Raw genomic sequence first — 26075 nt, 5'->3', positions numbered from 1 at the left:
GCTATTTTATTAATCGCTAGCAGCTTAGTAGGTTTATTGCTGATAGCGCTTCATCCCGTCAAGCCATCCTTGCCAAGCTGGAGCGATGTCAGTACTGCCTACGCTCTCTTCTGAAAACTTATCCATTCTTGCCAAACTCAGATTTATTTTATATGGCAACGCTTTTTCTATATCCTCTTGCGCTTGTACAACAGTAGTAGGTAATACGGACACACACATCAACTCATCACGCCGAAATAAATGACAGCTAACTTCGTGTTGAGCATTGCTTAGAGATGCTAGTTGCTTACTATCAGCCTTGATATCATCAATAGCAATAATCACATCATGAGCAGATATTCCAGACTTTGCAGCAGCACTACCGCGTTGTACTCGATTGACTTTTAAACCTGCTGGCGTCTCGCTACAGCGCATCCCCCAAGGCACTTTTTTATCTGCTGTATTTTTAACGTCATCATGGATTTTAATGCCATTGGCTGTCAGTAGTTGCTCAAGAGGTAACTCTTCTACGCCATTGACATAGCGGTGCTCAAAATCTTCCCAATCTGCTACTGGCATAAACTGACCAATCACCGTACTCATATCGGCACTACTGATACCAATACGCTTATTGTCGTTTTTCTTTGCTTGATTATAAAACGCCTTCACCACATCGAATAGACGATAGCGACCAGCACTTTTTTGCTGCAACGTCAGATCTAAGCATAACGCGACCAATGCGCCTTTATTGTAATAACTGATACCTGCATTACCGGTGTTTTCATCGCTACGATAAAGCTTAATCCAAGCATCAAAGCTTGATTCTGCGACACTTTGGTGCGCGCGACCATCAGTCTGATAATAGCGATTAATTTGTTCGGCTAATAATTTGAGGTAACTTGCTTTATCAATTACCCCTGAGGCTTGCAACATAAAGTCGTCAATATAAGAAGTAAAGCCTTCAAACACCCATAGCAATGGCGTAAAGGCTTCCTTACGCAGATCTACGTCTAGCATGACATCTGGACGCACGGTCTTGACCCACCACGAATGAAAGTACTCATGACTACATAAACCTAAAAAGCGCTGATAGTCGGTACTTGGTATTTTAGGTTCATCAACACTTGGCAAGTCACGACGCGGCGTGATTAGGCTGGTTGAATTAATATGCTCAAGGCCACCATAATCTTGACCACTGGCATAAGTCATAAAGGTATAGTCGTCAAATGGCGCATCGCCTAGCCAATTCACATAAGCCTGACAAATCTGAGTCACATCTTGCTGCAACCGGCCCATGTTTGCATGGTGTTTGCCAGAGATAAAAAAGCGATGACTCAATGTCTGATGCCCATCATCCTGAATAATAAAACTAAACGACTCTTGAGCTGCAATCTCAAACGGATGATCTATTAGCTCATGGTAGCTGTCTGCCTGTAGACTGTAGCCATGCTTACTACTCCCATCCTGCGCATCAATGTGTAGATGAGTGGCTTCAAGACCACATGCCAGCACCACATCACTATTATCCTTGCCTTTCAAATCATCGTCCATTACCTGTTGACCGGCTGTAAATGCTGTGGGCACAATAAGACTCACTTGTACTGGTTTAAGCTCCTGTCCTTCAACGGCTAATGCGAGCGAAGTAAAGTTACCATACAAACGCTGCTGATCGACATAAGCGGTGCGTACCGATAAGTCGTAGCAGTAGACTTCATAATGCACCCTCAACGTCTGCCCTACTTCAACCTGTGGTAATTGCCAAGTGTTTTTATCAATTTTATGGGCGCGATGTTTAGGATGACTATCCTTACTATTAGCTACGTTTTCTATTTGATAATGAACTGCCGTAATATTGCGAGCGAATTCACGCATCAAATAACTGCCGGGTATCCATGCTGGCAGCCATAAACACGGCGATGTCGTCTCTGCGATAAAGCTGAGCGTAATATCGACTAAATGCTCAGAAAAGCGAGTGAAATCGAGTCGATAACTGATGTCAGTGGCCGATTTACGCAAATCATGCTGATTTGATTGGTTGTCTGAAGAACTAGATACTGAAGTCATAGTAAATTCTTATTATGGTGTTTAAGGTTATGGTAGAAGCCTCGAGAAGAAAACGCAACTGATAAGAAAAGAGTCATATAGTCAATACACTTTGAAAAGAATACAGAGTTATAGTCAGTTCAAAATAAAAATGTTATGCCTTGGACAAATATCATAAAACAATTTGGATAAGTCATTTTGCATCCAACCTTGGCGTAGAAACTTCACTTGAGCCCATTTCTTTTCGATAGGGTTTAGGTCTGGGCTGTACGGCGGCAACCAAAGAATACGATGCCCGTGCCTGTTTAGTAGCTTTTGAATGCGTTTGCTCTTATGAAATCTGGCGTTATCCATCACAATCACGCATTTGGTTTTAAGACTTGGGATTAGCTTGTGTTTGCGCCAGTGATAGAAGACGATGCTGTTGATGTTTGTCTCAAAGTAATCAAGCGCAAACAGCATCTTTTCATACAGAGCACCAATAACGTTGGTTCGCTTTTTACCTTGCCAGTTGTAGCTATCGATACAAGGCTTACCGATCGGCGCATAGCCATGAGAGCGGATGGTCTCGTGCTCAAAGCCGCTTTCATCCATATAGACAATGGGATAGCCTTGCTGCGTAAAGCTATCAAGCTTTCCCTGATACGCCGCTCTTTTTATTGGGCAAGCTTTTGGATGCTCTAAGGTCTTTTTTGACTGATGCCTAGGCGCTTTAGGGCATGATAAATGCCTGTTTTACTACAATTTAAACGATGTGCTCGCTCATACTGGTAATCATCAGGATGTTCTTTGACATCATTAAGTAGCACGTCATCTGGTATTTTATAGGGTTTGGTTTGCCTGATTGTTTTGCTATGAACACGTCTTTTCCAGTTTTGTATGGTGGTTGGGCTGAGATTATAGAACTCAGCCGCCCCGGCAAAGGTCATACCCTCGTCTAAGCTTTTTAGTACTTGTTTGCGAAAATCTAGTGAGTAAGTCATGGTCTTTATGATAACAATTGGGTTTAATAATTAGTTTATAACACTTTTAAATGGGTTTGGCTATATTGGGATAAATTTTTTCAAGCCTCTGTCTGGCAAAGCGCACAGCAAGCGAGGAAAATTTATACCAGTAACAAGTTAACAGAGCCGTATTTATATTATTCCGAACTGCCTATAAGTAACTTATATAGTAATAATTGGATTAATTTCATTAATATTTATATTTTTTATGTTTTTTGCCTTGAAAGTTATTACGACCATCTCTATTAAAGATGCTAACTGCTAAAGTTACTTTGATAAACTAAAATAAACTGATGATAATTGACTAATGATATGGCTTTGAGCTTGCTGATTGGCTTTTTTAGGTTTATTGCAACCGCATTTAATTTTTTATATAGATATATTTAGGATAATTTATGACTACTATCGCAAAAGACACTGCCGTCAAATTCAATTACACCCTAAAAGACGACGAAGGCAACATTCTTGACCAATCTCCAGAAGGTCAACCACTTGCTTATTTGCATGGCCATAGCAACATTATTCCAGGCCTTGAGCAACAGCTAGAAGGTAAATCTGCTGGCGAACGAGTCAATGCAGTTGTTGAGCCTGCTGATGGCTATGGTGAGTATCAAGAACAAGCAGTGCAGCATGTGCCACGTGATAACTTCCAAGGCGTTGATGATATTCAGCCTGGTATGCAGTTCCAGTCAGAAGCTGGCGGCCAAGTAATGCTAGTGACGGTTACTGAAGTTACTGATGACGAAGTTACTGTTGATGCTAATCATCCACTAGCTGGCAAGCGTCTAACTTTTGATGTAGAAATTCAAGAAGTACGTGCAGCAACTGAAGATGAGCTAAACCACGGCCATGTACATGGTGCAGGTGGCGTTGAGCATTAATCTATCGTAAGTTGTATAGAGAATTAAACGACGGGTAAATTAATTTACTTGTTGTTTAAATGAGAAAAGCCAGTAGATATTGCTACTGGCTTTTTTAATGGGCTCATTTTACTAAATAAAAAACTTTTAGTAAGACTCAACTACAATAATTGAAAACGTTTGTTTCACCTAGATTATGCTTTCTTAAACGTAATAAAACCGCATAACGGCAAGCGCTACGCGGTTTCTGTTACTAACCATCCTTGTTAATGCTATGCCATATCCAATCCCAAGATACAGTATAACTGACAGGCATCCAGCCTTATCATCCGTAATCAGCAAGCCATCCCTGAAACAATTTATAGACAACCTATAAATACCAATCCCTAGTATCAAAAATAGTATCGTCAAACTGTGCAGTGGGTCTATAATCGCAGATTACCCTATCTGTGGTAAGAGGCTATAGCGTCATTGCGTGTAAGCATATACTTACACTGCTTTTTATCTAAGGTTTTATAGCCGTTTCCAGCTTCTCTTCAGGGCTAGCTGTCAGTTTGGGATCAGCACTAAGCATCAAATAAGCCGCTTCATTGATGAAAGCTTCATCCTCAGGTAACTGCGGACGTTTATCAGCTTTCATCTGACTACGTTCTTCAAATTTTGCATCCATTGCTGCCTGATAAGTGTTCCAATTGGCATACGGACGCTCACCAGTAGCTTTTAGACGCTTGTTTTCAGCTTGTAGTGAGCGCTCTTCGATTAGTCTCATTTTCGCACGGCGACTGTCGATATCAAGTTCAATAGGTTTTTTCTCATCTTCCATATCACGAATGTCGTTCAAGGTCGATAGATAGACAAACTGCGGATTTTGTTGCTGACGAATTTTAGATTGCTGATTTAATGTTGCAAGCGTGTTTGAGCTGAACTTACCCTCAGGCTTGTATGCAGCCGTTCTGATAGTATCCCATGGCAATGCTTTTTTCTGTGCGCGCTCACCAAAGGTAGCATCATCATAGATATTGACCAACTCTATATCAGGTACGACGCCCTTATTTTGTGTACTACCACCAGTGATACGGTAGAACTTACGCTGGGTCAAAGTCGCAGAACCCAAAGCCAGATTATCTAGCTGAATTTGTGCAGAGCCTTTACCAGTTGTGGTACTACCAACAACTAGGCCTCGGCCATAATCTTGAATCGCTGCGGCAAATATCTCACTAGCAGAAGCCGAGGCTAAGTTAGTAAGGACAACTATCTTGCCATCATATAGCTGTTTGCCGCCATCGTCATCGCGATACACTTGAATATTGCCACGGTTATCACGAATCTGTACTAATGGCCCACTCTTAATAAATAGCCCTAACATCTTCGCAACTTCATCCAATGAGCCGCCAGGGTTATTACGTAGGTCGACTACGAGGCCATCGATATTTTCTTTGTTTAATTCTTTTAAAGCCTTTTCAGTATCGACACTGACACTGCGATAATCTTCACCATTACGACGGGCACGATAATTTAGATAAAAACTTGGTATTTCAAGCACACCAATACGTTTTGGTGTCGCATCAATATTAGGACGCTGTACTTCTACGACACGCTGGGTTACGCCCGATTCTTCTTGCTGAATAATATCGCGAACCACAGTGACGGTACGGGCGCTTGCCTCCGGCGCACTAGGTTGACGCAACTTGAGCGTTACTGACGTTCCACGCTTACCGCGAATCAAGCCTACAATCTCACGTGTCGACCAGCCGACCACATCGGTCATGGTCTTGCCATCTTCAGCAATACCAACAATCAAATCGTTAGGCTTTATTTGCCCAGTTTTGGCTGCAGGTCCGCCATCGACTAAAGTAACGATACGCGTATAGTCTGGATTTTTGCGATCTGGACGAATAGAAACACCGATGCCTTCTAACTGCAAGCTCGATTGAATCTGTAGTTCGGTTGCTTGAATGGGTGCATAATAATTACTATGTGGATCATAGGTAAGCATAGCGGTATTTAGTACCGTTTCCATGATTTCGTTATCTTTAAGACGTTTCATCTGCCCTTGCTGACGTGACAAGCGGTTCAGTAAAATCTCGCTTGGCGTACGCTGATCATCACGAACTAAATCTTGACCACGCGTAATATCTGGATTATCTAAGAATATTTGCTCTTTACCTTTTTCGCTTTCTTGACCCAACGTAATACTCATCAACTGGAATTTTAGCTGACGCGCCCAATAATCGCGTTGGTCTTTTTTGGTTTTAAAATGACTAAGCTTTTCACGGTCGAGAATAATGGTTTCATCACTGGTCAAATCAAGGTCGGTTTTGAGCATTCTTGTGGCCATCTCAAAATACTCATTTGAGCGTTTGCGATAGCGTTCAAAGATATCTACGCCGGCAGATAAATCACCACGCTTGAGCCGATTACCAAATTCACTAGCATATTTTTCTTTAAATTCATCAACATCAGACTGCAAAAACAACGTATGGTTGGGATCAAGATTATCAATATACATAGATAAAATTTCACTGCCCATCTTGCTATCAAGCGGCTGGTTCAGATAATGACTGCGATCTAGTAGTGCAGCGACTTGTCTAGTTGTAATTTTCTGTTCAGGAGTTTGGGCAAAGCCTGTGATATCAGTGTTTGCCACTGCTGTGCCATAGCTTTGCGTCAAAATAAGACCCGCGACGCCAACTGACGCTACGCTGAGTAACCACTGTGCTGGTTGTTTTTTCATTATATGTACCTAGTTGTCTTAAGTGATAAAATACCTAAAGTATATCTTTTCTTGATTTAGCTTATTAGTAGAGAGCATTGAAGCCAATTCGCATCCAATACAATTGAACAATAATAAAAACGAATTTCATCATATTTTTAAGATTGTAATATCAATCAAGCTAGCATTAAAAGCTAGCAAACGCACTACCGTTGTTTTTATTTTTTCTGTACGAGCCAGTATAATTTACTAACAACGCCTAATTAAAAAGCATTTAATATTATCATGGTCATTAGTTTACGACTGTCTCAAACTGTATAAACAATCTTACACGCTACGCCTGCACATACCAAACTTTCTGTCATCTTTATTGTGCTTGCCATCATATTTATTATAGTCATCTAAGGTACTGTGTAGCCAAGGTTCAATACTTGAACGGTAATCAAGTTAAATCTATTGGCTACCTCAAACACTACCTGCAAGATCAAGATAGGTCTTAGGATTGATAACTGGCATAATATGTTGATAACTAAAGAATAGTGCTTATTCATTTTGATCAATTGACTCAATAACACAATCAATAACAGAAACTAGTATCAGACAACAACAGAAATTAGCATTAAAAACTAACAATATAAGTGCACAGCACTCTAAGGATTTTGCAATGTATGGTGTATTAATGATCGATATCGATAGCACCGCACTGACGAATGAAGACGTCAGTTTGCTCAAACAAGCACAAGTTGGCGGAGTAATATTGTTCGCTCGCAATGTAGCAAATGCGGCTCAAGTTCGCACGCTTTGCGATAATATTCGTTGTCATAATCCTGACATTCTAATCGGGGTCGATCAAGAAGGCGGACGCGTCGCACGATTACGTGATGGGTTCACACCGCTACCGGCTATGGGTAAGCTTGGCGAGTTATTCGATCACAATCCTACTCAAGCCTTAAGTTGCGCCTATGATTGTGGTTATCTGATGGCAGCTGAGGTATTGGCGGTAGGTATCGATTTAAGCTTTGCTCCTGTGCTTGATAGAGACGGTATTAGCCAAGTAATCGGTGATCGCAGTTTTCATAAAGATCCACAGGTAATCGTTGCCTTAGCGACTCAGTTTATGCGTGGTATGAGGGCGGCTGGTATGGCGACTACGGGTAAGCATTTCCCTGGACATGGCGCTATCGCTCCTGATTCTCATGTAGCAGAAGCCATTGATAACCGTAGCCTTGATGAAATTTTAGCCAGTGATATGCAGCCTTTTGCTCAGACCCTACCGTGGCTCGATGCGTTGATGCCAGCACACGTGATATTTTCGCAGGTAGATGACAAGCCAGCAGGGTTTTCGAAAATTTGGCTAAAAGACATTATTCGCGATCAACTTAAGTTCGATGGCGTTTTATTCTCTGATGACTTATGTATGGCAGGAGCGCAAGCAGCTGGTGATATCAGTGCACGTGTGCGTGCAGCTATTGAAGCAGGCTGTGATATTGCACTCGTATGTAATGATCGTGTTGCAGCCCATGAAGCGGCCAAAGCTGCTCAAGAGCTGCCCTATCCTAATCAAAGCCGAATCAAAACCATGTGCGGGCAGGTGCCTTCATGGCAAGGTGATCTTGAGTCTACTTGTCGCCAATTTGAATACTGGCAGCAAGCTAAAGACAATGTGCTGAACACGTTCTTTAATGCTCAGTCTGACAGTTCACTGTTTGAAACTGAGAATAGCGAAACTCTAGATCCGACGGCTTATAGATAATCGGCTTTTTGCCCATGTAGCCATATTATATACAGTATAAAAAACCGCATCTTAATTATAAGTGCGGTTTTTCTTTCTTAAAATTTAATGACGTAGTTAGTTTTACTGAGCATTTGGATCTAATGCAGTACCTTTACTTGGATCATCACCATCAGGTAATAAATCATCGTTGTTACTATCTAATGGATTCAAATCTGGATCGATAGAATTATTAGTGATTGCCCCATTGGTTCCATTATTATTTAAGGCAGCTTCATCGTACACAGTAAACTCAATGCGACGGTTGCGGAAGCGCCCTTGTTCGGTTGAGTTATCAGCGATAGGATCGCTCTCACCCATACCTTTAGTCGTAAGCTTGGTCGCATCAACACCTTTAGATATAAGATATTCTTTTACCGCTTCAGCACGATCACGAGACAATTTCATGTTATAAGCGTTAGAAGCCTGATTATCCGTATGGCCGATAATCATCAGCTCCATATCAGGTACTTCTTGGATAAGAGTGGCGGCACGATCAAGGAATGGTTTATTTGCTTCTGGAATAAGTGCCGCATCAAGCTCAAAATTAACCACCTGTATACTCAAAGCACGAGCAACGTCGCGGGGATTTGGATTTTCACCAAGGTTGTCAATGGCGGCATCTGCTGCCACTAGGCTGTCATCAACCTCACCTTGTAAATCTAACGGTCCTTCGGCTCTTACTGTCATCGCTGGAGCAGCGGCTTGCAAGTCAGCAACTAGCTTATCGAGTATGCTTGCATCAGCAGAGTTAACAACAATCTCATTACCTTTAATAATCATACTAGCGTTTGGTACACTTTTAATGATTGGTAAGATAGAAGCCAATTGAGCAGCAGCTGGCATATCAGTTGCAAAGCCATCATCTACATCCGCTCGGCACTTATCAGCTTCATTCCCAAAAGTGCTACTCATCGCATTCATAACTGTTGTTTGTAACGCTTCATCACCGACATTCATACGGCAAGCATATAAGGTATTTGCTTCACCAGTAGAGATATGCAGCGCGGCTGGCTCAACATCGGCTGCTACTACGGTTTGTTCATCAGTGGCAGCTGATTGCTCAGTGACAACTGGCGTTGCGACAGGCTCGGGATTATCCTGACATCCTCTCAACAATGCCCAGGCTAAAGCGCCTAATATAATCAGACCTATAATAGGTAGTAACGCTTTCATAAAACTGCCTGACTCTTCTTCTTTGTGCTGTAGCGGAGCCATGCTTGTAGTATCAGAGATACGTGTACCAGCAGGAACAGCAGCAAGCATACCAGCAGGTATCACAGCACTGGCCCATGCAGGAATATGGTGCTGATAATCAGCGAAATTGTCACTCAAGAACTGCGGTACTGGCGTCGTACCTGCTAAACTTTTAATTTCATGATAAGCAAGTGGTGCTGCCATAGCTACTAGACCACGCGACGCAGTTGCATCGACATTATGAGCACCAGCAAGCTCACGTGAAATATTGTCACGGTGCGAGCCATCAGTCCAGACGCGATCATAAAAACCCTGATCGTCACGAGCAATGGTTTCATTAGAGAAACGACCATAAGTCTCTTTGTCTGCTAAACGCGCAGCAAAAATGGCATAAAACTGTTCAAGTAAGTTTTTCTTAGCTGGAGATCGATCATCTCCTAAGACTGCTGGGCTAACAGTGCGTGTCAAATGACTAATAATATCCATAGTATATCCCCTCCAATTACTGTTGTTTTGTATAGCCTTCCCGCTGTAAAACCATTGCAACTTCAACCGCGCTAGCCATATTAAGACATCACTTGGGATCAGTTTTTTTATTAATGCTACATTGGGTTGACTACGTATATCTAAATCAATTAAATATAAAAACTAGCTATTATGCGCTTACTTATAAATGGATAAATAAAACCAAACTGCATAAAGTGAAAATTTAAGTGTTTTATCTGCTATTTACTAAATATTTTTACTTACTTACTTTTTAGTTACTGACTTTTACATTAGTTAATTTCGAATTATTCACTTTTGACAAGTCAGTTTTTAAATCCACTTAACCATTTATTATCTTCAGCTAATGAGTATTATAAGAGTAATGAATAAGTCATCTCTACAAACGCGCTGTTGTGCAAATGATACATTAGGTAATTTTTCAGATGCAGCACGTAACTATATTGATAATAAAGTACGAATTACTAACATAAATACGAGAAATGGTGTAAGAAATCAAACATTTGCAACTGCTTATGGCTAAGTATTAGATTACCTAGTTACCAAGTTTTGAATATGATTGTGGAAGGCTCTACTAATTCACATCATCCATTTATACTTAAATCAACAAGTTTACGTCAAATTGCACTGTCTTCTTTGGAGGCAAAACCTACTATATATTAAAAATAAATGCCTGAAAGCTGACACTAATAACGCTTTTCTCTATTTTTTATAGTACACCTATCTGTCTTGGATTAGATTTTTATCAACAGGTCTTTCATTACGCAACTTTTCAGCGACAATAGTAGTGTTTGCCAAGTCATTAACTTCTGATGCTGACATAGAGCCTGCTGGGGTAGTGAATGCCCGGTTATTGTTGGCATTGCTATTAAAGCTATCGTCAGAATTATTATTACGAGGCGGCGCTACTTCTATGATGTCGTTCGTATTGTCGTCTGAGGGTTGATAGTTCTGATGACGACTCAAATTGTTATTGTTGGGATAGGTGCTGTCATAAGTATTGTCTAACGGTATATTTTCATTTGTGAATTCATTGTTACGACCGTTCATCATGCTCATATCGTTGTTAGCATCATGAGCTAGCCCATTGCTGTTATCTAGTGGTAAAGGCGTCGCACTCGTAATAGCTATAGCAGGTACTAATGTTCGCATATCAATCAATAAGCGCTGGAGCAACGTATCATCGGGTGCCTCTAGATTAAGAGTGTCCTGCTGCAACTGTAATCGCGCGAAGGGCACTGAACGCAGTAGAGTAAATATACTAGGCAGAGTTTCTACATTAATACTAGATAAGCTATTGGCAACATCTTGGCGCACTCTCAGCTCACAAATATTTACTTGTTCTCCAAAGCTCATACTCAGCGCTCGCTTAAGCGCATTTTGCAATTCTGTATCGCCAACAGTCGCGGTACAACTATATAGACTGCCACTGTCATCTACTCCAACTATTAACTCCGCTGGTATCGACACCTTAGCGACTGGCTCACTTACCGGTGTAATGACAACAGGCGAGGTAACAACGGGTGCTGTAGGCGTCATATAATTAGGTTGAATAACTAACGCCCATACAAGACCGATTGCTGCTAGCGCACCTGCTAGTATCAAAACTCGGACCATTAGATCATTTCTTCGGTTACGAGTGCGTACATTTAACCGACTCTCAGAGATACCTGCATCATAATAATCTGATGGGTTCGCATGAAGAGCATCTACAGTATTGGTCAAGAGCGGCTCTTTATCTAATAGTAATTTATCATTTTTGACTTCAGTGCTTTCTAGCGGGTCAATAGACAACTTATTCGTTACAAATGCTTGTTCGGGTATTGTTTGTGTCTCACGAACAGATTCTGACATCATATTGGCGTTGGCATTGGCATCGGTTACTTCAATATTATTAATGAGCGTATCTTTGTTTAAACCCATCTCATTACTGACTGCATTTATTGGTAATATCACCTCTTCTGCCCATACTGGCAAATAAGATCTTACTGACAGTTGCTGTGCTTGTAAAAATGCAGGTAAAAACTGACCATTAGCCAGAATTTTGAGCTCTTGATAGGCTAAAGGCGCCGCGTTTATCAGAAGATTTTCAGTGATCTGCGTATCAACATGATAGGTCGCTGCCAACTCATCAATCAATAATTTACGCAGGCTGACTATCTCCCAAAGCTGCTCGAATAAGGTAGAGCTTGTAGTTGTTGACTGTATTGGTAGGTCTTGATCAGCACGTAGCAATTGTGAATACACAGCTGGCTGAGCTAAACGGGTGATTAAAATAGCATAAAACTGCTCAAGCAAACTGATGTGCGCCACGCTATTATCATCGCCTAAAACGGCTGTGGTAACAGTTTGGTCAAGTTGGTCAATGATAGTCATAAATACTGCCTTTGGCGGCGTGGATAGTAAATTAATAGAAATTTTTAAAAATCGGTCATTATTTAATCGTTATTGATTAATTATAAAAATACTGGTTCTGCTTTGTAGTTGTTAGAATTTTAAGTACAAGGTGCAATAACTATATATTCAGTCAGCGATTTTATTTGATTATCTGATTTAGCACAAATTTATATATTGCTATCCAATTAAGCAGCTGTAATATGGTTATGCATATTAAAATATAATATCAGTTTTAAAAGCTACCAGTCATATCTACAAAACTTAAAAGATATAATGTTTGTGCGTTAAGTTAACCACTTATTAAGTATAATTTGTATACGTATGTAAATTTGTTCAACCTATGATTGTGATTTGATTTTATAATCCGCTCCATTGGTAACTCTTATAATAGATACCTAGATAGTCAGTTCGAAATAAAATCGATACGTTAATAGTCACGTGCTACTGGTATAAATTTTTATTGCGTGCTGTTCGCAAGAATGACAGAGGCTGCAAAAAATTTACCCCAGCATTACTGTATCGGTTTTAAAATGACCCAACTATATATATCTGTACATTAGATATTTAACAGAGAGTATGTAGCAAGTACTTATTACTCACTATAAAATTAAAACTATAATTTTCGACGCATGGTAAGCTCTAACAATGTTATAAAGCTTTATTGATTAGGCTTGTAACGTCTTTGTTTATCAGGCTTGACCTAAGGATTAATCTTTGTTTAACCACACTACTCTTATCATCATAGTCACGGTCATCGTGAGCTTGTTAGCATGGCAAAACAAAGTGCTATTTAACCGACTGATATTCTACCCGCCAGCAGTGAGCGATGGTCAATGGTATCGCTTTGTCAGTCATGGTTTTATTCATGCTGATAGCATGCACTTGCTATTCAATATGTTTACTTTATACTTTTTTGGTCGCGCTATAGAAGGGCTGTATCAGCCATTCTTGGGTGGGTATGGTTTCATTGTCTTTTATTTATTGGCCATCATTATTGCGATGATACCAAGCTATATTAAGAATAAGAAAAATGCCAGTTATTTAAGCTTAGGTGCATCGGGCGGAGTATCGGCGGTATTGTTTGCTTTTATACTATTAGCGCCTTGGGAAACCATTTATCTATTTGCCATTGTTCCTATTCCTGCGATACTATTTGCAGTCGCTTATGTCGCCTATAGCATCTATGCGGATAAGCGTGGCGGCTCTAATATCAATCATATGGCACATATGTGGGGCGGTGCGTTTGGTGTAATAGCGACAATCATTCTCGAACCACAAGTACTACCACATTTTATTAATGCACTACTCTCTCCTAGCTTTTAGTTCACTTTTTAGTTCAATTTGTTTTTAGGTTTTGACAACGATTTATGATTATAGATATTATTGGTGATGTTCATGGTTATGCAGACAAGCTGACTGGCCTGCTTGGGCAATTAGGTTATGTCCATAATGGTCAGTACTTTGTACCGCCAGACGGTCATCGTGCGCTGTTCATTGGTGACTTAATTGATCGCGGCTCCCAGCAAGTAGCCACGCTTGAGATTGCCTTTGCCATGCTAGATGCTGGCGTCGCTGATATAGTGATGGGTAATCATGAATATAATGCGCTTGCTTTTGCAACGCGTGATTCAAACAATCCTGAACGTTATCTACGCTCCCATAATGACGTGCATACACGCCAACATGAAGCTTTTTTAGCTGAAGTGCCATTTGGCTCAGAGTCGCATCAATATTGGCTACAGCGTTTTTATGAGATTCCATTGTGGATTGAGACCGATTACGCCTGTTTTGTCCATGCTTGCTGGGATGTAGACAGTATGGCGCTGCTTAAGCCATTACTCACAGCTGATAATTGCCTGACTGCTCAGGCCCTCCAAACGACTTCAGAAGAATTTACCGAACCGTTTGATGCGCTAGAGCGTGTGCTAAAAGGAGTGGAAACACCGCTACCTGATGGCATAGTAATGGTAGATAAAGAAGGTACTAAACGCTCGCGCGTGCGGGTACGTTGGTGGCTCGATGAACTGAGGTCACGCACGCTTCATGAGATTGCTCGCGCGCCCACATCTGCGCTTGCTCAGATTCCAATCGATGCCCTAGCTGAGAATATCGACTTTGCTATAAAGACTCACAAGCCAGTGTTCGTCGGACATTATTGGTTGACAGGCGAGCCTGAACCACTTAGCGCGCAAGTCGTTTGTACGGATTATTCAGCGGCTGTTGATAGTGGCTATCTGACTTGTTATCAGCTTGATACCACCCAGCCATTACCTCTAAGTCCTGCGAATTTTGTGCAATATCTCAACGATTAATTACTGCGTATCAATTGGACATTAAGACCAAATTGAGCCTGTATTGACACAAAGATTAAGCTAGCTTTTAAACTAATGCTAAAACTTGGCTTTACGGCTATGCCATAATTTTTGTATGATGGTCGTTTTGAGGATATCTCATCATGAGTACTGGATCGGCTACCGAAAACCCTAATTCTATCTCCTCTCCTGCTGGCCAACCAAAAGTTGGTATTATCATGGGCTCACAGTCTGATTGGGCAACCATGAGCTGTGCAGCGCAGCTATTGGCAGATTTTGATATTGCCTTTGATTGCGAAGTAGTCTCTGCCCATCGCACGCCCGATAGATTATTTGATTATGCGAAAGGGGCTAAAGGCAAAGGCCTTCAAGTAATCATTGCTGGTGCAGGTGGCGCAGCCCATCTACCAGGTATGTGTGCCAGTCAAACGCCACTTCCTGTATTCGGTGTACCAGTTAAGTCCTCGATGCTTAGCGGTTGGGACAGCTTGCTGTCTATCGTGCAGATGCCAAAAGGTGTGGCCGTCGGTACATTAGCCATTGGTACCGCTGGTGCTTATAATGCAGCCCTACTTGCGATTCAAGTGCTAGCCTTGCATGATGAGTCAATTGCTACTAAGCTGGACAGCCTGCGTCAAACGCAAACCGAAACTATCTTAGCCAGTCCAACGCCTGGTATTATTAATTACTAGATATCGAATTAGTTACTGAATACGAAAACCTCTAACCATTCTGAATTTTTCGTTGAGATAAATTGAATTTAATTGTTCTTCACTTGATATTTAATTTTAGATAGGTTCTACTGAATACAAGGTGCATATGTTGCACCTTTTCCTATTTTAAACCGTTAGTTTTAATTCATTTTTAATCCAAAGAGTCCCTCATGACCACAGCCAAAGCTTATCCTGTTACTCAAACTATCCATACCATCGGTATCTTAGGCGGTGGTCAGCTCGGTATGATGCTTGCACAAGCTGCTATGCCACTCGGCTATCAATGTGTATTTTTAGAAGACAACCCTGATTGTCCTGCCAGTCTTTATGGACAGGTATATAGTAATGAGCAGTTGGATAGTTTTATTGCTGCAGCTGATGTGTTTACGTTAGAGTTTGAAAATACCCCAACAGCGATTGTCGAGCAGTTGGCAAACTTAGCAGTAACTGGTAAAAAACAAGGCATGTTTCCGCCGCCGATTGCCCTTGATATCGCTCAAGATCGCCTGAAAGAGAAACAGATGTTTAATGAGCTGGATATTGCTACCGTACCTTTTATGGCGGTCAGCACTCAGGCTGAATTACAACAAGCCTGCGAACAATTAGGCTTGCCTGTCGTTCTTAAAACCAGTCGCGGTGGTTATGACGGCAAAGGTCAGTATGTCATCAAGCAAGACAGCGATATCAAAGCCGCTTGGCAAGATCTTAAAGATGCGGTCAGCGGTGAAGGCAGTTTAACGCCAACCCCTGCACCACTCATTGCAGAAGGCTTTGTTAACTTTAGCCGTGAAGTCTCTATCATTGCAGCACGCGCCCAAGACGGTAGCGTACGCTGTTACGATTTGGTCGAAAACCATCACCATCATGGTATTTTGGCCAAGACCCAAGCACCTGCCGTTGGCACTAGCCACATATTTAAGCAAGCGAAAGAAGCCATCACTACTGTCATGAACCATTTAGGTTATGTAGGTGTTATGGCACTAGAATTGTTCGTTACTAAAGACACTCGCGGTCATGACTATCTGCTTGCCAATGAGATTGCACCGCGTGTGCATAACTCTGGACACTGGAGCATTGAAGGCGCGATTACCAGTCAATTCGAAAACCATATCCGCGCAGTAGTTAACTTACCTTTAGGCGATACAGATAACGTCCATCCTTCGATTATGATCAACGTGCTGGGACAATATCCTGATATCAACGCCGTACTGGCTATCGATGGTGCTCACTATCATAGCTATCACAAAGCTGAACGGGAAGATCGTAAAATTGCCCACATTACCCTGATGCCTAATGACGTGACCGACTTGGAATCTTCAATGGCTAAATTGGTGGCCGTTTTACCCAACAAGGTTGGCTTAGATAAAGAATATATGCCTATCCAAGAAAGTCAAAAACAGCCATCTGAGCCAGACAATCAAGATGTCCCAGAGCTTGGTGGCGAAAATGAAACAGCAAGCGCAAACACTGACTTAGCAAATAAAGACAGTAAAATGGATAGTGCGGTAGACGTTAAGGCAAAGAAAGATAAGGCTAAAAAATAATGCAGATTTGGGTGGATGCTGATTCGGTACCATTAATTGCTAAAGATTTGATCGTAAAGACTGCCGAGCGTACACAAACGGTGGCGATATTCGTTGCCAATCAGCCAATCAAACTACGTAAGTCACCGCTACTCGTCATGACAGTGGTGCCATCGGGGTTTGATAAAGCTGATGATTATATCGTAGAACAAATACAACCAGGCGATTTGGCTATTACTAGCGATATCCCTTTAGCCAATGATATTTTGGACAAAGGTGGCATGGTTTTGACAACGCGCGGTATGGTCTATGATAAAAACAATATCAAGCAAAAGCTCAATATGCGTGACTTTATGGATACTATGCGCGGCACTGGCGTGTTAGAGCTACAAGAAATGAGCGGACAAAAACCTTATGGCGACCGTGACAAAAAAGCTTTCGCCGATGGATTAAATAAACTAGTGCGTTAACTTTTTAGTTCTTAATCCCATTTACCTTGCAAACCTTATACACTCTATAACTAAACACTATGCAACTGGCACGCTTCATAACGAAGTGTGCTATCTATTCTTGTTACTGTATATACAGTTTTTAGTACTTACTTTTAGTACTTACTTTTAATACGAAGTCTTTGAATAAAAAGTATTTTTATTATAAAAATTTATAGCATAACGACAATACGAACAAAAATAGGAAAAATTATGAAAATTTTAGTCATAGGTGCAAGTGGTCGCGTTGGTAGTGATCTGGTTGAGCAGTTATTAGCTGATAACCATCAAGTGGTCGGTACTACTCGTCAAGATGAAAAGTTGTTTAATGATGATAATTACACGCAATTAGATCTAGATATTACCGCAGAGAAAGATGCTATCCAAAGCCAAATTGCTGATGATATCGAGGCAGTATATTTTGTAGCAGGGTCTGGCGGTAAGGGTGTATTAGAAGTTGATTTGCATGGTGCGGTTAAGACCATGCAAGCGGCGCAAGACAAAGGTATCAAGCGTTATATCATGTTAAGTACGGTGTTTTCACTGGATACTAGCAAATGGGATAGCCCTGCCATCACTGATTTAAAAGACTACTATATTGCTAAGCATTATGCGGATCAGTGGTTAGTCAATAATAGTACGCTTGACTACACTATCGTGCAGGCAGGTGCTCTAAAAGAGCGTGCTGGTACTGGTAAAATCGCTGTAAATAGTAATGAAGCTGGTGAAAATACCATTGAAGACGTTGCTGCTACGTTAGTTGCAGTATTAAATGCAGATAATACAAGCAAGCAAGTCTTTAGTATGCAGAATGGTGACACCGCTATTAGTGACGCTATTGAAAAACTATAATAAAGCGTAGCGCTATAATAGTTAAAGCAATAGAAAAGCGAGTAAGCCGAAAGGTTTGCTCGCTTTAATTTTGGAATGTTTTGTAAAGTAATTTTATTCTTAAAAGCTAGAGTAACGGAGAGAATTGTTGCAAGGCAAATTGGTGGCTAGACAAATTAGTGCTAGGCTAAGTCGCTTGGAAAAGTAATAACTTCTTCTAAGCAAGTTGCTCCTGTTATTACCATTAGCAGTCTATCTAGACCTAACGCAATACCGCTACAAGCTGGCAAATCATCACAAGCAGTAAGCAGATGCTCATCTATAGGCATTGGCGGTAAGCCATGACGTTGACGCAATAGATTGTCTTGTTCAAAACGCTGCTTTAATGCTGTACCGTCTGCCAGTTCATCATAGGCATTGGCAATCTCAATCCCATTGATATATAGCTCAAATCGTTTAGCGACTAGGTTGCCATCCTTGTCTAGGTCGGTTTTTGCGAGTGCCGCCGTTGCAGGCGGATAGTCGATAATTAACGTCGGTAACTCGTGCCCTAGATTTGGCTCAACAGCATGACTGAATAGTAAATCCAACCACCCTTGCCGACTGTCCTCTTTGTTATCTATATCAGTACTGAAATCAAAACCTGTCAAACCTTTGTCTTCTGCTACCGCTCTCAGTGCTTCTATACTAGCCGTCAGCGGATGAATACCTACAAAGTCCATAAATGCGTCAACATAACGATAGTGATTCATGACCACCGGATAGCCATATAACATCTCTAACAATTGACCCAGTTCGTCAGCCAAATCTGTCAGGCTGTAATACGGTTGATACCATTCAAGCATGGTAAATTCAGTATTATGCCGTGTCCCTATCTCATTATCGCGAAATACAGAGCAAATCTGATAAATAGGAACCTGCCAGCTGGCCAGAAGACGCTTCATTGCAAACTCAGGCGAAGTATGTAGATAATAAGTACGTGGCCTATCTTGATAAGTTACTTGCGCAGCCACTGACTGCAAAAAGGTATCGGTATTGCCTGCTTGCGATAACAGTGGCGTCTGCACCTCGAGCACTTGACGCGTTGCAAAAAACTGGCGGATATCATTAAGCAATTTTGCGCGCTTTTGTGCCATTGCAAGCGTCATAGTTGGGGCGTAGGTAGGCTTAGAAGTATGGGTAGAGGTATTGCTTGACTGATTCATTACTATCCAACATGGTTTATTGACTATATTTTTGAACAATGTATTTTTGAAATTAGCATTTTTAAGATTTAAAACTGCCACTCACGGCGCAGATGATAATCACGACGCAGCTGATCAAAATCAGCGCCACTTACTTGCCCATCAGTTACTTTTTTGCGCAGATCTCTATCATCTCGCATAATGTCATAAAACTTTATCAGCCTATCTGGATAGGTTTTAAGCTCAGACCATAAATACATATTGACTGGTAATAGCTGCTGCATAGATTGTGTAGGTGTGACCGAAAATTCTTCACATAATGCATCATAGACCATTTGCGTACCGCGCAGCTTACCTTCTAAGGTATAACCAGCGATATGCGGTGTGGCGATAGCCAACTTTGATAATAACTGCTCCGATACTTGTGGTTCGTGCTCAAATACATCGAGCACTACTTGGCGCTTATTTTCCTCAATGTCAGCTTGTAATGCTGCTGCATCGATAACTGGACCGCGTGCACTATTAATCAGCAAAGTTTCTGACGGCATAGCATCTAGCGCAGTTTTATTAATTAAGTGCCGCGTTGGATAATCGCTACCAGTAGAGTTATTATTGTCTTTTTTGTCCGTCAGCGGTACATGTAAGCTGATAACGTCACTTTGGCTAATGACCTGCTCAAAGCTAGCATTATTAATATTCGATGCAGGTAGTAGCGGATCATAACCCATTACTTGCCAGCCAAGATCAGTAGCGTATTGCGCAAGTACGCTACCAATATTGCCAAGCCCAATAATACCCAATGTTGGTGGCGTCAATGTCTGCTGCCAATACTCTGGACGTAAGGTTAAGATAGCCGTCAATACATATTGCGCGACCGAATGCTTGCTACAACCAGCCGCATTAGCAAAGGTTATATTGCGCTCTGCTAAGTAGCCTTGGTCTACATGATCGGTGCCAATCGTTGCTGAGCCGATAAACTTAACACTGTGATTATTTGCTAATAACTGCTTGGCTACTGTTGTCACAGAACGGATTAATAAAACATCTGGTTGCAGCTCGTCAACTAACTGGGCGTTGATATCTCGTCCAGCAACTTTGATAATATTGACCGTCTGATAAATATCTTGACCTAGCGTTTGCTCATTAAAAAAATCTTCAAGACCAGCGATGTTGCTATCAGCAATGATAGTGAGCTTGTTGGCAGCTTTAGATGGTTTATGAGCTAACTCGTCAGATGAGAGAGTGGTAGGTGTAACAGAGCCAGAGCTTATAACATTAGGCATAGATGAGCGCCTCTTTTGATTGTGGATAGATAATATTAATATATGCTTTTGATAGATAGGTAGTGATATTTACTGCCGAGCTGCCAACAAGGCCTAATTACAACACCCACCTTAGCATACGCAATAGGGAAAAATAGTAAATAGCTTGCAATACTGCTAGGTAGAGATTTAACTATTTTTATTTACTCTCTTATTCTTCACTTGATCATCAAAGTCTAACAGCATCTGATTGTCTGTCAGTACCACCTCTTTTGGCGCAAAAATTTCGTCTCTATGCTGAGATATCCATTCACGCCATACAGCAAGCCCGATAGCTAGCACTACTGGTCCGATAAACAAACCTACAAAACCAAAAGCCGTAAGACCACCTAATACACCAATGAAAATAATAATAAAAGGAATTTTAGTCGCGCCACTAATAACGATAGGACGAATCAAATTGTCCACCCAGCTAATGACTAAGATTCCCCACAATGCTAAACCGATACCTTCTGTTGTATGACCTTGACTCAGCAGCCAAAGCGCTACCGCACCCCACGCAAATGGCGTACCAAAAGGTATTAGCGCTACCATGAAGGTCACAATCGTCAATAGAATAGGACTTGGTGATCCTGAAAAATAATAACCAATGCCCGCAAGCAGTGCTTGTGCCAATGCTGTTAGACCGATACCGTAAACTACCGCGCGGGTGGTCGTACCAACCGAGTCAATATAACCATCAATTCGATTGCCAATGATATTGCGCAGAGCCTGACGAATCTGACGAACTAGGCTGGTACCATCACGATAAAAGAAAAACAAGGTCATTAGCGCCATGCCAAGTTTAGCTAAAGTGCTGAGCACCACGTCCAGTGCTACCTTACCATAGTACAAATGCGACTGAATCCACGCGCGGAATGCTTCAAGCGTACCTTCAGGGTTTTTATTAATTTGCCATAATATATCTTTGACCTGCTGACCGATTACCGGTAGCTCTTTGAAATAATCTGGTACATCGAGGTAGCCAACTTTGACACGGTAAATTAAGTTACTGTAGAGACTAAGCGCCTCTTGTTGCAAAATAAACACCCCTATTACTAATGGCACCCCAATAATCAAAGAGATACTTATCGTCATGATAGCAGCACTGAAATCTGGACTTAACCTGACTTTCTCATGAAAAAACTTATAAATTGGAAACGTAACGTAGGCCAAAATCGCTGCCCATAATGCAGGTACAATAAAAAACTGCACCACTTGAAAGCACAAAATAAATAGCATTACTAATAGTGTAATAGCGAGCAGGCGTTGAATTACAACTTCTTTTGTCCAGTTTTCAATCATAGCTTTTGAACCAAGAACTGACAGCAAAAACTTAGCACGCTTTTACTGCAAAATTTATAAATGTGTAGGCAACAGCCTATAGATGACGTCTATAAACTATATCCATATACGAGGACGTTGTTCAATAAATTTAAAGGTACTCAAACATCGATTTTTGTGATTAATACCATCAACTATATCTTATTAACGGCGTAATAACTCACATACGATAACAAATAATTTGCTAATTAAAATTATCCACTCAACTGTGCTAATTTAGTAAAAAAACTTAATTATGAGCACCTATTATGCAATAGCGTCCTGCAAATAAACAATGATGTGTTGTAATTTTTACTTACAATTTCGTTTTTATCAATTAAAAACGAACGTTTAGATGGTTTATAAAGATTACTGTTAAATACTCTAGGCTGAAACAACCGATGAGTCATCTGTAAAGGTAAATCACTGCTACGTTCTCGTAGGCTATAAAATTGATGTTATACTAAAGCTATTACTTTATTTTTTATAATACTATGCAAATTTTTCGTACAATATCCTGAGCAAATGCCAGCATTGTAGGTTATAAACATGCTATTAGTATTGATTAATTACCACCATTCTACGGAAAACTCTTAGAATACAGCCTAACATTTAAGGCAAAGTGCTTAGGCAGGGCATAACTGCTAGCACAATTCTACAGATATCTTGTTTTGGGCTAATAATAGTCCTCCAAATTTTCATTGATATATCTACAGGAACAACAACAATGTCAAAAGACACTGATAACTCTAACCTTACGGCAGAAAATTCTGCTAATACGACCAATATACCGCCCAACGCTGTCACCTTTGCTTTAGCTCAATCACATTTCTTAGTAGGTGATATTACTGCCAATGCTGACAAAATGCGTCAACTTGCTATTCAAGCGCGTGACCAAGGCGCTGACGTTATTATCTTTCCAGAACTAGCCTTATTAGGCTATCCCCCTCAGGATTTGCTATTGCGCCCAAGCCTATCTGGACGTATTAAAAGCGCCTTATCGACTTTGAGTGATATCCAAGATATTGTAATGATTGTTGGCTATCCACATGTTGATCACCATGGCACCTTTAACTCAGCAGCTATCTTACATAATGGCCATCAAAAAGGCTTTTATCATAAGCAGTTTTTGCCAAACTATGGTGTGTTTGATGAGCGCCGTTATTTTGATAAAGGGCGTAATCAAGTTTTATTTGATTATAAAGGCATCACTATCGGGTTACTTATCTGCGAAGATTTATGGGAAAAAACCCCCATTGCTGATCTTAAGCAGCAAGGCGTAGATCTTATTGTTAGTCTAAATGCCTCACCGTTCGAAGTGGATAAGCAAAATGTACGTAAAGCCATGCTGACTAAGCGTAGCCGCGAGCATAAAATGCCGATTGTTTATGTTAATGCCGTTGGCGGTCAAGACGATTTAGTATTCGATGGTGGTTCTATCGTTACGCAAGCCGATGGCTCTATCGCTCACGAAGCATCGCGCTTTATGGATCAGTTAATGCTTGCTACCTTGAACGTTGACACTTGCAAGTTTGACACTCAATCCAAAGCACCGCTGACACTTAGCCGTGAGTCGGAGATGTATCAAGCTTTAGTCGTTGGATTACGTGATTACGTTAATCACTCAGGATTTACCGGAGTTCTCGTTGGTCTGTCAGGCGGTATTGATTCAGCCTTAACCTTATGTATTGCAGTGGATGCACTAGGTGCGGACAAGGTCTATGCCGTTATGATGCCTTACGAGTTTACCTCAAAGATTAGTTTAGAGGACGCCCAAGCACAAGCTCGCCGCTTAAATGTCTCTTATACGGTTTGCCCTATTTTTGATGCAGTTGAAGGTATTCGTCATACGCTAGCGCCGCTATTTAACAAGTCACCTGCTGATACTACTGAAGAAAACATTCAAGCACGTGCGCGCGGTGTCATCTTAATGGCATTGTCTAATAAGTTTGGACATTTAGTCATCACGACGGGCAACAAGTCTGAGATGGCAGTGGGCTACTCGACGTTGTATGGCGATATGGCTGGCGGCTTTGATGTCCTAAAAGACGTTTACAAATCGCAAGTTTATAACTTAGCAAGCTACCGTAACCGCTTAGAAGATACGCCAGTGATTCCTGAGCGCGTCATTACTCGCCCGCCGTCAGCTGAGCTGCGTCCTGATCAAAAAGATCAAGATAGCTTACCTGATTATGACGTATTAGATGGCATTTTAACCTTGTATGTCGATGAAGATATGGGTTATCAAGCGATTGTCGATAAGGGTTTTGATGCCGATATGGTCGCCAAAGTGATTAAGATGGTAGACAATAGCGAACATAAACGTCGTCAGGCACCGATTGGTACTAAAATTAGCCAGAGAGCTTTTGGACGTGAGCGTCGCTATCCATTGGTTAATAAATGGTCAGTCAATGGCTAAGTACTTAAAGCTTTAGTAAAACTATATTATTGACATCACTTTTTATTATTAGCTGGGCACTTGCTCAGCTTTTTTAGTAGCAGTACACTAAGTTTAAGTATTTTTTTTAAAGACTTTATTTGAGTAAGGCTATCTGGCATAGCATCTATCAATGTATAAACTATGACTGTGCTTAGTATTACTTATTATGCTATACCTTCATTTATTTTCAAACCTTCCTTCCTTTGAGTACTTCATGAGTCTGCTAACCGCTAGTATTTTTCTTCTTTTATTGCTTGCTTTGAGCGCCTTTGTTTCTGCTGCCGAAATTGCAATCGCAGCTGGCCGCAAAATTAAACTGCAAATCATGGCAAAAGAAGGAGAAGTCCGTGCACTTGATGTTCTTCATATGCAGGAAAACCCTGGTAGCTTTATCACTGTGGTGCAAGTCGTTCTAAACGCAGTTGCTATTTCAGCTGGTGCGGTGGGTGAGTCAGCAATTAGTCCTTATCTACAGCTTCTGTTCAATAATGAAGCAGCGGCTTCCATTATATCGTTCGTATTAATCACGAGTTTGTTCTCTCTGCTCGCTGATTTGATGCCTAGACGCTTAGCGATGTCTAACACTGAGATTATAGCTGTACGGCTCGTACGACCAATGATGCTTTTAATTTTTATATTCAAACCAGTTATCTGGATATTTGATGGCGCAGCAAATATCATTTTTGAGATGCTGGGCATATCAACCACACGTCAAGACGATATGACGCCAGAAGATATCTATGCAATGATGGATGCTGGAGCCGAAGCTGGTGTCCTTAAGAAGCAAGAGCATCACCTGATAGAAAATATCTTTGAGATGCAAGAGCGTACCGTAACCTCAGTTATGAATCCACGCGAACATATCGTTTATTTTGATACCAACACAAGCACTGAAAAAGTAGTCGAGGTCATGATTGAGCAACCGCATAATAAGTTTTTGGTTTGCAGCGATGATGATTTAGAACATATTGTTGGTTATGTAGAGTCACGTAGTTTTTTAGCTTTAGTACTTAATCAGCAAGAGGTCAGCTTAACAGACAAAGCGTTACTGAAACCGGCGCTCTTCGTTCCTGATACGTTGTCTTTGTTTGAAGTATTAGAGATGTTTAAATCTACTGGTGCTGACTTTGCTGTTATCGTCAATGAATATGCCATGGTGGTTGGTGTCATCACTCTCAAGGATGTCATGAGTATCGTCATGGGCGAGCTTGTCACTCTGGAAGATCAGCCTATTGTCCAACGAACTGATAACTCTTGGTTAATCGATGGTATGACACCAATTGAAGACGTGATTCGTGCTTTAGACATTGTTAACCTACCTCGTAACCAAAACTATGAAACCATTAGCGGCTTTATGATGTACATGCTACGTAAAATCCCTAAGAAAACTGACACTATCGAATATGCCAATTATCGCTTCGAAATATTAGATACTGATAAGTTAAAAATCAATCAAATGTTAGTGACCAAACTTGAAGAAACTGTGTAAGGG

Annotated in this window: 19 protein-coding genes; 10 read left to right on the top strand and 9 right to left on the bottom strand. The window is 41.1% G+C overall.

What is annotated here, in order from left to right; translation table 11 throughout:
- Window positions 1–33: 33 nt before the first annotated feature.
- The 3 genes from AK823_RS01850 to AK823_RS01840 all read right to left on the bottom strand — a co-directional run bounded on the left by AK823_RS01850 (window position 34) and on the right by AK823_RS01840 (window position 3005).
- Window positions 34–2043 carry a PDZ domain-containing protein gene (locus AK823_RS01850; protein ID WP_068325754.1) on the bottom strand — a complete coding sequence of 670 codons (2010 nt, stop codon included), beginning with the start codon at window positions 2041–2043 and terminating at the stop codon, window positions 34–36.
- 114 nt (window positions 2044–2157) lie between these two features.
- Window positions 2158–2682, bottom strand: coding sequence for an IS630 family transposase (locus AK823_RS01845; protein WP_149031832.1), 525 nt, complete (start codon window positions 2680–2682; stop codon window positions 2158–2160).
- Window positions 2683–2702: 20 nt separating this feature from the next.
- Window positions 2703–3005 carry an IS630 transposase-related protein gene (locus AK823_RS01840; protein WP_068325749.1) on the bottom strand — a complete coding sequence of 101 codons (303 nt, stop codon included), beginning with the start codon at window positions 3003–3005 and terminating at the stop codon, window positions 2703–2705.
- A 416-nt stretch (window positions 3006–3421) separates the two neighbouring features.
- On the opposite strand from AK823_RS01840, the gene AK823_RS01835 reads away from it, so the two are divergent.
- Window positions 3422–3907: a peptidylprolyl isomerase gene (locus AK823_RS01835; protein WP_068034232.1), complete on the top strand. Its 486-nt coding sequence runs from the start codon at window positions 3422–3424 to the stop codon at window positions 3905–3907.
- A gap of 484 nt (window positions 3908–4391) precedes the next feature.
- Here the strand turns inward: AK823_RS01835 and AK823_RS01830 are convergent, their stop codons facing one another.
- On the bottom strand, window positions 4392–6620 hold the full coding sequence (locus tag AK823_RS01830) for a carboxy terminal-processing peptidase (RefSeq protein ID WP_068325746.1): 2229 nt from the start codon (window positions 6618–6620) through the stop codon (window positions 4392–4394).
- A gap of 643 nt (window positions 6621–7263) precedes the next feature.
- Here AK823_RS01830 and nagZ point away from each other — a divergent pair.
- Entirely contained in the window at window positions 7264–8352 is a 1089-nt protein-coding gene (gene nagZ, locus AK823_RS01825) for a beta-N-acetylhexosaminidase (RefSeq protein ID WP_068325745.1), read from the top strand.
- 102 nt (window positions 8353–8454) lie between these two features.
- Here the strand turns inward: nagZ and AK823_RS01820 are convergent, their stop codons facing one another.
- Window positions 8455–10053, bottom strand: coding sequence for an OmpA family protein (locus tag AK823_RS01820; protein ID WP_068325744.1), 1599 nt, complete (start codon window positions 10051–10053; stop codon window positions 8455–8457).
- Window positions 10054–10791: 738 nt separating this feature from the next.
- The gene (locus AK823_RS01815) at window positions 10792–12447 is read right to left on the bottom strand and encodes a hypothetical protein (protein WP_068325742.1); all 1656 of its coding nucleotides are present in this window, start codon (window positions 12445–12447) and stop codon (window positions 10792–10794) included.
- A gap of 735 nt (window positions 12448–13182) precedes the next feature.
- Between AK823_RS01815 and AK823_RS01810 the strand changes: the two genes are divergently transcribed.
- The 6 genes from AK823_RS01810 (at window position 13183) to AK823_RS01785 (ending at window position 18356) form a co-directional block, all read left to right on the top strand.
- Window positions 13183–13791 (top strand): rhomboid family intramembrane serine protease, encoded by a 609-nt coding sequence (locus AK823_RS01810; RefSeq protein WP_068034222.1) that lies wholly within the window; start codon window positions 13183–13185, stop codon window positions 13789–13791.
- A 44-nt stretch (window positions 13792–13835) separates the two neighbouring features.
- A complete protein-coding gene (locus tag AK823_RS01805) occupies window positions 13836–14780 on the top strand; it encodes a metallophosphoesterase (RefSeq protein WP_068325740.1) in 945 nt (314 codons plus the stop codon).
- Between the two features lie 143 nt (window positions 14781–14923).
- Window positions 14924–15472: a 5-(carboxyamino)imidazole ribonucleotide mutase gene (purE, locus tag AK823_RS01800; protein ID WP_082785600.1), complete on the top strand. Its 549-nt coding sequence runs from the start codon at window positions 14924–14926 to the stop codon at window positions 15470–15472.
- Between the two features lie 191 nt (window positions 15473–15663).
- Window positions 15664–17037: a 5-(carboxyamino)imidazole ribonucleotide synthase gene (locus tag AK823_RS01795; protein WP_068325738.1), complete on the top strand. Its 1374-nt coding sequence runs from the start codon at window positions 15664–15666 to the stop codon at window positions 17035–17037.
- Window positions 17037–17486 (top strand): DUF188 domain-containing protein, encoded by a 450-nt coding sequence (locus tag AK823_RS01790; RefSeq protein WP_068325736.1) that lies wholly within the window; start codon window positions 17037–17039, stop codon window positions 17484–17486. The genes AK823_RS01795 and AK823_RS01790 overlap by 1 nt, the downstream gene beginning before the upstream one ends.
- 231 nt (window positions 17487–17717) lie before the next feature.
- Entirely contained in the window at window positions 17718–18356 is a 639-nt protein-coding gene (locus tag AK823_RS01785) for an NAD(P)H-binding protein (protein ID WP_068325731.1), read from the top strand.
- A gap of 161 nt (window positions 18357–18517) precedes the next feature.
- Here AK823_RS01785 and epmA read toward each other — a convergent pair whose 3' ends face one another.
- The 3 genes from epmA to AK823_RS01770 form a co-directional block, all read right to left on the bottom strand.
- On the bottom strand, window positions 18518–19540 hold the full coding sequence (gene epmA / locus AK823_RS01780) for an EF-P lysine aminoacylase EpmA (RefSeq protein ID WP_068325730.1): 1023 nt from the start codon (window positions 19538–19540) through the stop codon (window positions 18518–18520).
- A 68-nt stretch (window positions 19541–19608) separates the two neighbouring features.
- Window positions 19609–20802 (bottom strand): 4-phosphoerythronate dehydrogenase, encoded by a 1194-nt coding sequence (locus AK823_RS01775; protein WP_082785599.1) that lies wholly within the window; start codon window positions 20800–20802, stop codon window positions 19609–19611.
- 168 nt (window positions 20803–20970) lie between these two features.
- Window positions 20971–22125, bottom strand: a complete 1155-nt coding sequence (locus tag AK823_RS01770) for an AI-2E family transporter (RefSeq protein WP_068325729.1) — start codon at window positions 22123–22125, stop codon at window positions 20971–20973.
- Between the two features lie 745 nt (window positions 22126–22870).
- Between AK823_RS01770 and AK823_RS01765 the strand changes: the two genes are divergently transcribed.
- Window positions 22871–24562: an NAD+ synthase gene (locus AK823_RS01765; RefSeq protein ID WP_068325728.1), complete on the top strand. Its 1692-nt coding sequence runs from the start codon at window positions 22871–22873 to the stop codon at window positions 24560–24562.
- 235 nt (window positions 24563–24797) lie between these two features.
- A complete protein-coding gene (locus AK823_RS01760) occupies window positions 24798–26072 on the top strand; it encodes a hemolysin family protein (RefSeq protein WP_068325726.1) in 1275 nt (424 codons plus the stop codon).
- Window positions 26073–26075: the final 3 nt, after the last annotated feature.

It is taken from the genome of Psychrobacter sp. P2G3, assembly GCF_001593285.1.
Classification (GTDB): domain Bacteria; phylum Pseudomonadota; class Gammaproteobacteria; order Pseudomonadales; family Moraxellaceae; genus Psychrobacter.
The sequence above is the reverse complement of the archived record's forward strand: the minus strand, read 5'-3'. Positions and strand labels throughout refer to the sequence as shown.